Annotated in this window: 7 protein-coding genes; 2 read left to right on the top strand and 5 right to left on the bottom strand. The window is 62.1% G+C overall.

Going from position 1 to position 11749, the window contains the following annotated elements; translation table 11 throughout:
• Positions 1-260: hypothetical protein (locus ACFX4T_RS21960; RefSeq protein ID WP_377654119.1), on the top strand; the 260-nt coding region annotated here is incomplete at its 5' end.
• 236 nt (positions 261-496) lie between these two features.
• Here ACFX4T_RS21960 and ACFX4T_RS21965 read toward each other — a convergent pair.
• From ACFX4T_RS21965 to ACFX4T_RS21975, 3 genes are read right to left on the bottom strand one after another with little or no spacing between them, the layout of a single operon-like run.
• Positions 497-4153: a 1,4-alpha-glucan branching enzyme gene (locus tag ACFX4T_RS21965; protein WP_377654121.1), complete on the bottom strand. Its 3657-nt coding sequence runs from the start codon at positions 4151-4153 to the stop codon at positions 497-499.
• Between the two features lies 1 nt (position 4154).
• Positions 4155-5951: a maltose alpha-D-glucosyltransferase gene (treS, locus tag ACFX4T_RS21970; RefSeq protein WP_377654124.1), complete on the bottom strand. Its 1797-nt coding sequence runs from the start codon at positions 5949-5951 to the stop codon at positions 4155-4157.
• Positions 5951-8011, bottom strand: coding sequence for an alpha-1,4-glucan--maltose-1-phosphate maltosyltransferase (locus ACFX4T_RS21975; protein WP_377654126.1), 2061 nt, complete (start codon positions 8009-8011; stop codon positions 5951-5953). The genes treS and ACFX4T_RS21975 overlap by 1 nt, the downstream gene beginning before the upstream one ends.
• 152 nt (positions 8012-8163) lie before the next feature.
• On the opposite strand from ACFX4T_RS21975, the gene glgP reads away from it, so the two are divergent.
• Positions 8164-10788 carry an alpha-glucan family phosphorylase gene (gene glgP / locus ACFX4T_RS21980; protein WP_223948004.1) on the top strand — a complete coding sequence of 875 codons (2625 nt, stop codon included), beginning with the start codon at positions 8164-8166 and terminating at the stop codon, positions 10786-10788.
• Between the two features lie 131 nt (positions 10789-10919).
• Here the strand turns inward: glgP and ACFX4T_RS21985 are convergent, their stop codons facing one another.
• Positions 10920-11279 carry a barstar family protein gene (locus tag ACFX4T_RS21985; RefSeq protein WP_216921185.1) on the bottom strand — a complete coding sequence of 120 codons (360 nt, stop codon included), beginning with the start codon at positions 11277-11279 and terminating at the stop codon, positions 10920-10922.
• Between the two features lie 6 nt (positions 11280-11285).
• Positions 11286-11747 (bottom strand): ribonuclease domain-containing protein, encoded by a 462-nt coding sequence (locus ACFX4T_RS21990; RefSeq protein WP_377654129.1) that lies wholly within the window; start codon positions 11745-11747, stop codon positions 11286-11288.
• Positions 11748-11749: the final 2 nt, after the last annotated feature.

The raw sequence follows: 11749 nt of genomic DNA on the forward strand, positions 1-11749 counted from the left end.
GCAAGAACGCGGCTGCACAAAATTCGAAACCAGCTGAAAACCAGACCACCACACACGGGGGTGCGCAACGGCCCGGCAAAATTTCAACCAATCAAAAAACAATCGGCATCAACAAACTTGGCACACTATTGAGTTCTCAAACAACAGGTCACTATTCCAGAGCAGTACCAACCAAAACCCCTACAGGGCCTCAGAATCGCTCCGGAGCAACTTTTCAAACTTACCGGCTGGATCTCTCGGAGTCAAATCGGCAAGCTTGACTTGATTTTTCCTTGCGGTTTCTTGTCAGCTTGGCGATCTCCACTCGGGGACCAGCGCGGGTACTAACTATACCCCTACTCCGCCGAGATGGCAAAGCCACTCAGAGAGGGCTCCGTGGGTATCTCAACGACACACCCAGACGGAGTCAGGGAGGGCCCGGAGCACTCCGCTCCGGCCCCTCCCTGCTCTTGAAGAAGTACTCGGGTCTTCAGTCACAACCCGGCTCGTTGAAGAACTACTCGGCCAACGTGAACCAGGACGCGCCAAGCGGCGGCAGTGTCACCGTCAATGCCGCCGGCTGGCCATCAGTCCCCGGCGAGGCAGCCTTCAGTGTTCCAGCGTTGATGACGCCTGAGCCACCGTAGGTCTCGGCATCGGTGTTGAGGACCTCAACCCACTCCCCTGCTTCCGGTACGCCCAGAATGTAATCGTTGTGCGGGCCACCGGAGAAGTTGACTGCGCACACCAACGGCTTGCCATCGTGGTCCCAGCGAATAAAGGTCAGCACGTTGTGGTCGGCGTCTCCACCGTTGATCCACTGGAAGCCGCCGGGTTCGTTGTCGCGTACATGCAGTGCAGGCGTTGACGCGTAGAGGCCGTTAAGGTCCCGGACCAGGAGCTGGAGTCCACGGTGGGCCGGGATGTCCGCCAGGAACCAGTCGAGTCCGTACTGCTCCGACCATTCGGCTTCCTGACCGAATTCGGTACCCATGAAAATGAGCTGCTTACCGGGGTGTGCCCACTGGTAGGCGAAGAAGGCGCGGAGGTTGGCCAGTTGCTGCCAACGGTCACCGGGCATCTTGCGAAGCATTGATCCCTTGCCGTGCACTACTTCGTCATGGCTGATGGGCAGGAGGAAGTTCTCCGAGAAGGCGTAGACCATGGAGAACGTGATGGTGCCATGGTGCCAGCGGCGGTTGATGGGGTCTTCGGAGATGTATTTCAGGGAGTCGTGCATCCACCCCATGTTCCATTTGAGGCCAAAGCCGAGCCCGCCATGATTGGTGGGTGCCGTGACACCTGGGAACGCGGTGGATTCCTCAGCGATGGTGACGGCCCCGGGGTGCGTCTTGTAGACGGTCGCGTTGACCTCCTGCATGAAGGAAATTGCTTCGAGGTTCTCGCGGCCGCCGAACTTATTGGGTTGCCACTGTCCTTCCTCGCGGGAGTAGTCCAGGTAGATCATGGAGGCCACGGCGTCCACGCGGAGTCCGTCAATGTGGAATTCTTCGAGCCAATACAGTGCGTTGGCCACCAGGAAGTTCCGCACCTCGGTACGTCCGAAGTCGAAGATCAGGGTGCCCCAGTCCGGGTGCTCGCCCAGGTTGGGATCTGAGTGCTCGTACAGGGCTTCGCCGTCAAAACGGGCCAGTGCCCAGGAGTCCTTGGGGAAGTGCGCCGGGACCCAGTCCAGCAGGACACCGATGCCTGCCTGGTGCAGGGAGTCCACGAGGAAACGGAACTCGTCCGGGTGCCCGAACCTGGACGTCGGCGCAAAGTAGGACGTGACCTGGTAGCCCCAGGAACCACCGAAGGGGTGTTCTGCCACGGGCATGAATTCCACGTGGGTGAAACCAAGCCATTTGACGTAGTCAACAAGTTCCTTGGCCAGTTCCTTATATCCCAGGCCAAGGCGCCAGGACCCAAGGTGGACTTCATAGACGCTCATGGGCGAGTTGTGCGGGTCCTTCTGGGCACGCGCGGCCATCCAGTCGGCATCCTTGAACCGGTAGCTGGAGTCGACCACACGCGAGGCCGTGAGCGGCGGAACTTCCGTACCAAAGGCCAACGGGTCCGCCTTCTCAACCCAGTGGCCGCCGCGGGTGAGGATCTCAAATTTGTAGCACGCCCCTGCTACAACCCCAGGAATGAAGACTTCCCAGACACCGGACGAGCCGAGGGAACGCATCGCGTGGCTACGGCCGTCCCAGCCGTTGAAATCCCCCTTGACCCGCACCGCTTGGGCATTCGGGGCCCAGACAGCAAAGGAAACACCGTCTACTTCACTCAGCGAAGAGCGGTAATGCTGGACGTGGGCGCCAAGGACGTCCCAGAGACGCTCGTGCCGGCCTTCGCCGATCAGGTGCAGATCCACCTCACCCACGGTAGGCAGGTAGTGGTAGGGGTCATCAATGGTGACGGGTTCGGCGTCGTACACCACTTCCAAACGGTAGTCCGGCACGTGGCCGTGTTGCAGCGGATCCAGGACAGCGGCCCAAATGCCGTTGGCCTCGTGTTCCATGGCAGTGCGTCCGGCCTCCGTCACCACCGTTACCGATTTGGCGAGGTGCTTCACGGTCCGGATAGTGACGTGGCCGTGATCGTCCAGGTGGGCGCCGAGCACGGAGTGTGGTGCGTGGTGGGCTCCAGCTGCCACGCGGGCCAAGGTCTCGGAGTCCACATGCAGGGGAACTCGGGGCCGTTCGGTGCGTGCAGAGCCTGTCATTTCATTACCTTCCGCTGTAGCTGCGGCGTGCTTGCCGCGGCTCGTGTTGTCGAGGATTTGCCGTGATGCGTTGACCGGAATGGACAGCCAGTCCGGCCGGTTCCGCAACTCATAGACCACCTCATATAAGGCCTTGTCCAGCCACAATGCCACAAACAGCGGCGAGCGGCGGTCAATGGTTCCCGGCATGACTTCGCTGTACCCCGCCAGGAACGCGGTGGAGCAGTCATCCGCCCATGTCGCGGGGACCTTGGCTTCCGCGTTCTCACGGACTGCGGCTCCGGCCGCGTAGTCGAAGGAGCGGAGCATTCCCACAACGTCCCGCAAGGGGAGATCGGGAGTGTTGCGCTCACTAATGGTCCGGAGGGGCTCGCCTTCGAAGTCCAGGATGGCCCACCGGCCCGGCGCCCCATTCTTTCCGGGAACCTTGAGGATCTGGCCAAGATGGAGGTCGCCGTGGACGCGCTGCAGCTGGCCCACATCGCGGGGATGGAGCGTGGCTAGCAGTTCTTCGAGGTTGCCCTCATAGGGCCCGACGGCGGAAGCCGCTTCTGCCCATGACTGGCGGACACGCCGGGCCAGGGTCCCAATGATGTCGGCGCCCTGCGTCTGGCCATCCAGCGTGCCGAAAGTTTCCGCGAGCCTTGCGTGGACCGTCGCGGTTGCAGCACCGAGTTCGTAGGCCTCTTGGGTGAAATCGGCACCGGCTGCAGCGGCCTCGACAGCCAGCCTCCATGCATCCAGTCCCCCCAGGAGGAATTCATGGGCCACCGTGAGCTCGCCAGTGGCCGAGCCGCCTGGGCCCTGACCATCCCAGGAGCCGGTGATCCAACCCAACGTTGCGGGGACCTCGGTTGTCCCTGCTGCCGTCAGCGCAGCGCCCAACTCCACCTCGGGGTTCCTGCCGGCTGCCAACACACGGAAGATCTTCACGATTGCCGTTGAACCGCCGTCGTCAATGATGACGGACGTGTTGGACTGCTCGCCGGACAGTACGCGGACTGAGGTGGGTCCTTCCGGAAGGGCCACACGGCCCCTGGTGAGGTGTCCCGCGGCGAGGCCGTCATCCACGGTGTCCTCCCGGCGCATGAGATCCAGCCACGCCGTGATGAACTCGGTGTCGTACACGGCGTCGTAAACCAGTCGCAGTCCCAGTTCCGGATCCGTGATCTCCCCGAGCAAGGCTGCGGGAGCGTCCGGCAACGGCTGGCTTCTGAAGCTCAACGGCACCTGGACGACGTCGGTCCGCGGACCGCCGTCGGCCGTCCGGTACGTCACGGCGAGCAGTTCAACCTGCAATCCGGCGATACCTTCCGGGTATGGGAGTTTAAAACCGCCGACACGCTCCAGCGTAAAGTCGGGGCTCTTCACCGGGAACCAGCGTTTGGTGGGAAGCCAGCTCCGGAGAAGACTTTCGATCGAGGGGTTAAGTGTTCCCTTTTTCATCTCATCCTTTGGTCGACACCACGGGAATCGCCTGGGTAAATGGCGATGAGGGGTTGGAAAACGCCGAGCGCAGCCGCAGCCAGTAGAAGTTGTGGCTACCCAGCATGACTGTCAGTTGGCCGTTGTCCCCAACGGCCGGAAATGTTTGGCCACCGAAAATGTCCCGGAAGCCCCTGCCGGCATATTCCGGCAGATCCAGGATTGCGGCCACCGGGTGCTGCGAAAGGTTGAAGACGCACAGTATGGTTTCCGCGTCCTCGCCTTCAGGGTTGCCCGCCGGCAGTTCCCGGACATAGGCCAGAACTACCTCGTTGTCCGCTTCGATGTGGCGGAAACTTCCCAGGCCGAACACGGGGTGGTTCTTGCGCACGCTGAGGATCTGCCGGGTCCATCGCAGCAGGGAGCCTGAGTGCGCGGCCTCTGCTTCAACGTTGGCCATGCTGTAGTTGTAGACCAGAGACTGGATCACCGGCAGGTACAGCTTGCCGGGGTCCGCGCCTGAGAAACCCGCGTTCCTGTCCGGGTTCCATTGCATGGGGGTGCGGACGGCATCGCGGTCATCAAGCCAAATGTTGTCCCCCATGCCGATTTCGTCCCCGTAATAGAGGAAAGGGCTACCTGGCAGGGAGAGCAACAGCGCATTAATGAGCTCAATCTCGGCGCGGGAATTGTCCAGCAGCGGAGCCAGCCTCCGCCGGATACCAATGTTGGCGCGCATCCTGGGGTCCGGTGCGTACCAGCCAAGCATGGCGGCGCGGTCGTCCGCGCTGACCATCTCCAGCGTGAGTTCGTCGTGATTCCTCAGGAAGGTCCCCCACTGGGCACCCTTGGGAATCGCCGGAGTCTCCCGCAGGGTCTGGATGATCGGAGCTGCCTTCTGGTCCCGCAGGGCATAGTAGAGCCGGGGCATGATCGGGAAGTGGAAGGCCATGTGGCATTCCGGGGCTTCCTCGGTGCCGAAGTACTCCACCACCTCATGAGGTGGCTGGTTCGCCTCGGCGATGATCACGCGTCCGGGGTAGTTGGCATCCACCATCCGGCGCAGGTCTTGCAGGAAGGCGTGGGTCGCGGGCAGGTTCTCGCAGTTGGTGCCTTCCTCCTCGAAGAGGTACGGAACGGCGTCGGCGCGGAAGCCATCGATTCCCTGGTCGAGCCAGAACCGGATGACGTCATAGAGTGCCTCAATGACTTTGGGATTCTCGAAGTTCAGGTCCGGTTGGTGGCTGAAGAAGCGATGCCAGAAGAATTGGCGCCGGATGGGATCGAAGGTCCAGTTGGATTCCTCCGTGTCCACAAAGATGATGCGCGCATCCTGGTATTTCTCGTCCGTATCGCTCCAGACATAAAAATCGCCGTAGGGGCCCGTGGGGTCCTTCCGTGATTCCTGGAACCATGGGTGCTGGTCCGAGGTGTGGTTTAGCGGGAGGTCGATGATCACCCGGACGCCGCGGGCGTGCGCCTCCGCCACGAGGCGCTTGAAGTCGCTGATGGTGCCAAACTCGTCCAGCACCGAGGTGTAGTCGGCGATGTCATAGCCGCCATCACGCAACGGGGAATGGAAGAACGGCGGCAACCAGAGGCAGTCAACGCCCAGCCATTGAAGGTAGTCCAGTTTCTCGATCAAGCCGTGGAAGTCACCGGAGCCATCCCCGTTGGCATCCGCAAAGGCCCGCACCAGTACTTCGTAGAAGACTGCCTTGCGGTACCAGTGCGGATCATGCTGGAGACCGGGGGCATTCAGCTCGAAGGTGTTCTTCGGAGTGAAGTACTGGCTCGGGTTTTGCGGAGAAAAACTCACTAAGGCTGCCTCCGGATGCTCAGGATGTGTGCTGGCTCCACGTGTGCGTCGAGCCTGACGTAGTTGTGTTCACCCCACCACCAGCTTTGCCCGCTGATCAGGTCATCCACCAGGAACCGGCCGTCCTCGTTGAAGTCCGCAGGGTCCAGCTGCAGTGCCGCCAGGTCCAGGGAAACCGTGCTTTCGCGGGCGCTGTGCGGATCCACGTTAACAACGATGATCAACGTGTCCTTGGTGCCGTCCGGCAACGTCTTGTGCTTGGAGTAGACGATCGTTGCGTCATCGGTGCTGCTGTGCAGCGTAAGGTTCTGCAGGTCGCCCAGGGCAAGGTGGTCCTTGCGGATGGTGTTCAACCGAGTGATGTACGGAGCCAACGTACGGCCGGACGCGGCAGCGCCTTCCCAGTCCCTGGCCTTGTACTCGTACTTTTCGTTGTCGATGTACTCTTCTGCCCCCGGCCGTGCCACGTGTTCGTACAGCTCGTAACCGGCGTACATGCCCCAGACCGGGCTTGCCGTAGCGGCAAGGACAGCCCGGATGCGGAAGGCCGCGGGACCGCCGTACTGGAGGTACTCCGTGAGGATGTCAGGGGTATTCACAAAGAAGTTGGGCCGGAAGAAAGCCGCGCTCTCGTGGCTGACCTCATGGAAATACTGCTCCAGTTCGGACTTGGTGTTCCGCCACGTGAAGTACGTGTACGACTGCTGGAACCCTGCCCTGCCCAATGCATGCATCATGGGTGGACGAGTGAAAGCCTCCGCCAGGAAAACTACCTCGGGATTCTTTTTGTTGATCTTTCCAATCAACCATTCCCAGAACCACACGGGCTTTGTATGCGGATTGTCCACGCGGAATATCTTCACGCCATGGCTGATCCACAACTGCACCACCCTGAGGATTTCCTTGGAAAGGCCCGCAGGATCGTTATCGAAGTTCAGGGGATATATATCCTGGTATTTCTTTGGCGGATTTTCGGCATAGGCGATGGACCCGTCCACACGGGTGGTAAACCATTCCGGGTTGGACGTTACCCACGGGTGGTCAGGGGCTGCCTGCAACGCCAGGTCCAGTGCAACTTCGAGCCCCAACTCCCGGGCGTGGGCAACAAAAGCGTCAAAATCTTCAAAAGTGCCCAAATCCGGGTGGATGGCATCGTGGCCACCGTCCTTGGAACCAATAGCCCACGGCGAGCCCGGATCCTGCGGGCCTGGTGTCAGCGTGTTGTTGCGGCCTTTGCGGTGCTGGAAACCAATCGGGTGGATCGGCGGCAGGTAAATGACATCGAAGCCCATCTCCGCAACCGCCTCCAGGCGCTTGGCTGCGGTGCGGAAGTTGCCCGAAGTCCAGATACCCGTGGCGTGATCCAAAACCGCGCCCTCGGAGCGGGGGAAAAACTCGTACCAGGAACCGCGGCCGGCGAGGTCCCGTTCCACCTGGAGCGGGAACGGCTCGGAAACGGTCACCAGCTCACGGATCGGGACGCGTCCGACGGCGGCCAGCACCTCCGGGCTGAAACCGGCACCAAGGCGCTCCTCGGCAGATTTGGTGGTGTCGGCAAGGACAACAGACGCAGCACGCAGGGTGCGCTTCTCCGCAGCGGTGCGACCGGCGTCGTCCTCGGCTGCCTCAGAAAGCAGGGCGGCGCCTTCGGCGAGCATCAACTCGACGTCAATGCCGGCGCCCACTTTCACTTCAGCGTTGTGGTGCCATGTTCCGTAGCGGTCATGCCAAGCCTCAATGACGAACGACCACGCGCCTGTGCCGGAGGGAGACAGCAAACCCTCCCAGCGGTCCAAGCCTTTCCAGCGCTCATCCTTGGCCGGTGCCATGCGGACCCGCTGGCGCTCCTTGCCCTTGGGATCGAGCAGGACGGCAGAGACGCCGAGCTGATCATGTCCTTCACGAAAGACGGTCGCGCCGATGGCGAGATCCTCACCCGGAAGGGCCTTCGCGGGGAACCGGCCACCCTCAACCACCGGCTGGACAGCCGTGATGGGGAACCGGCCGAAGCGAAGTCCGGCGGTGATGTCCGTTTTCGTCTTGGATTTCAAAGCGGTCATGGTTCGCGAGGTATTCGTCACAACCACGACGTTAGCGACAAAAATCCAAGAATGCTAAGCACACGAGCCATCTTCGCGACTCAAGATGACTTTTACCTAAAAGAAACCCAAACCAGTTCCGACTGCCATGTGAGTCCGTTAGTGTGGCGCTCGTGAAGGCAATTCGAAGATTTACAGTCCGTACCGTCCTCCCTGAGCCCATCCGGCCGTTGGCCCGTTTGGCGACCAACTTGCGCTGGTCCTGGCACCGGCCCACCAGGGAACTTTTTGCGAGCCTTAACCCGGCTCTTTGGGAGGCCGCGCAGCATGACCCCATCGCCCTCCTGGGGTCCATCAGCAGGGAGCAGCTGCAGGACCTGGCCAACAACGGCGAAGTCGTTAACCGGGTACAGGAAGCAGCAGCCGATCTGGACCGCTACCTCAGTGAGCCGCGCTGGTACCAGGGCCTGGGTGAAGAAGCCCCGGCTTGCATCGCCTACTTCTCGCCGGAATTCGGCATTACCGAGGTTCTTCCCCAGTACTCCGGTGGCCTGGGCATCCTTGCCGGTGACCACCTCAAAGCCGCATCGGACCTCGGTGTCCCGTTGATCGGCGTCGGGCTCCTTTACCAGGCCGGCTACTTCAAGCAGTCCCTGTCCCGTGACGCCTGGCAGCAGGAAACGTATCCGGTGCTGGACCCGGACGGGCTGCCGTTGACGCTTCTGCGCCAGCCCTCCAAGGACGGCGTTCCCGGCAAACCGGTGCACATTTCGCTTCCGCTTCCCAACGGCCGCGAGCTTCACGCGCATGTGTGGCGTGCCGACGTCGGACGCGTTCCGCTGCTGCTGCTGGACTCCAACGTCCCCTCCAACGACGAAGCCGCGCGCGGCATCACCGACCGCCTGTACGGCGGTGGCGGCGATCACCGCCTCCAGCAGGAACTGCTGCTGGGCATGGGCGGCGTCAAAGCCCTGCGCGTCTACCAGGAACTGACGGGTACGCCCGCGCCGGAGGTCTTCCACACGAACGAAGGCCATGCAGGATTCCTGGGAATCGAACGCATCCAGGAAGCGATGTCTGACCCCAATGATCCACTCACCTGGGACGAAGCCCTCGCAGCTGGACGTGCATCCACCGTCTTCACCACCCACACCCCCGTACCGGCAGGCATCGACCGTTTCGAGGCCCTCCAGATCAAGCACTTCTTCGAAGCCGGGCTCGCCCCTGCGGTGCCCGTGGACCGCATCCTGGAACTCGGCCGGGAAAACTACGACGGCGGTAACCCCTCCGTCTTCAACATGGCAGTCATGGGCCTGCGCCTCGCGCAGCGTGCCAACGGGGTAGCCAAGCTGCACGGCGTGGTTTCGCGGGAAATGTTCTCCGGTCTCTGGCCAGGATTCGACCACTCCGAAATCCCCATCACGTCCGTGACCAACGGCGTGCACGTTCCAACCTGGGTGGACCCAAAGATATCCTCCTTGGCACGGCAGCAGTTCGGTGCAGAAGCCGAAGCCCTGGGCCGTTGGGACCTCGCCTACAACGTCAGTGACGAGGACGTCTGGGGGCTCCGCAGGGAACTGCGCACCCAGCTCGTGGACGACGTCCGCCGCCGCTTGCGCGCCTCCTGGAAAACACGAGGTGCCGCCGACGCTGAGCTTGGCTGGACGGACAGCGTACTGGATCCGGACGTGCTGACCATCGGCTTCGCCCGAAGGGTGCCCACGTACAAGCGGCTCACGCTCATGCTGCGCGACCCCGCGCGTCTGAAGGCCCTCCTGCTGAACCCCAAACACCCTATCCAGCTGGTCATCGCAGGCAAATCGCACCCGGCAGATGACGCGGGCAAGAAAATGATCCAGGACCTGGTCCGGTTCACCGACGACCCCGAGGTACGCCACCGGATCGTGTTCCTCCCGAACTACGACATCGCCATGGCCCGCACCCTTTTCCCCGGCTGCGACGTCTGGCTCAACAACCCCCTGCGGCCACTGGAAGCCTGCGGCACATCCGGGATGAAGGCAGCCATCAACGGCTCGCTCAACCTCTCCGTCCTGGACGGCTGGTGGGACGAAATGTACGACGGCGAAAACGGGTGGGCGATCCCCACAGCCAACAACGGCGCATCCGCCGATGAACGCGACGACATTGAAGCTTCCGCGCTCTACGAGCTGCTGGAAACCCAGGTGGCACCGCGCTTCTACGGGACCACCGTGGCCCAAGGTGCCGGCGCAGCAGGACCCTCCGAATCCAGCCGCGAGACCGTGCCCACCCACTGGGTGTCCATGATCAAGCACACCTTGGCAAACCTGGGCCCGGCAGTCTCAGCCGAACGCATGCTCCACGACTACGTCAACAACCTGTACTGCCCCGCAGCAGTAGCCGGGCGCCGGGCCACCGCTGAATCGTTCAAGGAAGCCAAGGAACTCGCGGCCTGGACCTCCAAGGTCCGCAGCGCCTGGCCTGAGGTCGTAGTGGAACACGTCGACTCGGTTGGCGTGTCCGAAGAACCCCAGGTCGGCGACACCCTGCAGGTCAACGCGTACGTGGCCCTTCACAACCTGACCCCCGACGACGTCTCCGTGGAGGTCGCGTTCGGTCGTGCCGAGGAATCCGATGAGCTTGAGGACATCGTCGTAGCGGAGCTGGACTCCCTGGAGAACCTCGGCGGCGGGCGCCACCTCTTCCACGGCGACCTCGTCATCAACCGCTCAGGATCCTTCGGCTACACCGTCCGCGTGTTCCCGAAGCACTCGGCGCTGGCTTCCAAAGCTGAACTGGGATTGATCGCGAACGCGTAAACCCAACCACACGACATCCGCCGGATGTCAGTCATCCTCCGCGTGCTGCTCCTTCGTCGCTTTGACGCACGCTTCCGGATAACTGACATCCGGCGTTTTGTTTGGACTCCTTAGCGGATGGCTTATGCAGTTCAGTTTTCGAAAACCGCGATCACTGCGAGGTCGCGGCCTGCGTAGCGCTCGGCGTCTTGGAGGATTTCGCAGACCACGCCGAAGGAGCGGTCGGTTCGGTAGGCCGCTGGGACTTGCCAGATCATCGTGACAGGAGTGCCGTCGTCGTCGGACAGGGCATCAGCGAAGTCATGCAGGGAGTCATTGAGGGCGTCCAGATTCACGCCGTAGTACTCAGGGAAGTCCAGGACCTGGCCAAAGACCTCCAGGACGCCCGATTTCGTTGTTGCCGGCGGGACGAGGACGGTCCTGCGCCCGGCGTCTGCCACCTGGTCCTGAAGTTCTTCGATGGTCCAGGTGTCTGCGGAATAGATCTTCATGGGCTCCTACTTGCCTTCGACGATGAACTTGAACGAATCGTAATGGTCAGCGGTGTAGTACTTGGCCGTGTCCTTGCCAACAATGATCCGGCGGGCGCCGCGGTCCGACTCGCCAGGCGTAGGGACCGTGTATTCCTTGTAGAATCCGCTGGACTTCTTGGGCAGGAGTCCCTCGAAGTTACCGAAGTTCACGCCGTCCCTGTCATAGGGATAGGGCCCGCCCTTCGCAATCAGGGCAAGCGTCTGTTGCGCTTCCCTGGGAAGCTGCGAGGCGTTGATCGTGGGCAGCGCAGAGGGGTTTGCCACGGACGGCGGGGTTAACGCGGAGCCAGGCTCCGCCGTCGTGGTTTGGGTGCTTGACGTTTCCTGGGTGGCGGTCAGCGGGCCGCCCACCATTGCGACCACAAGCGCGACGACGGCAATCACCAGGGCTGCGAAGGCCAGCAGCCTGCTGCTGCTCCGTTTCATGC

The organism is Paenarthrobacter sp. YIM B13468 (assembly GCF_042788025.1).
GTDB classification, from domain to species: Bacteria; Actinomycetota; Actinomycetes; order Actinomycetales; family Micrococcaceae; genus Arthrobacter; species Arthrobacter aromaticivorans.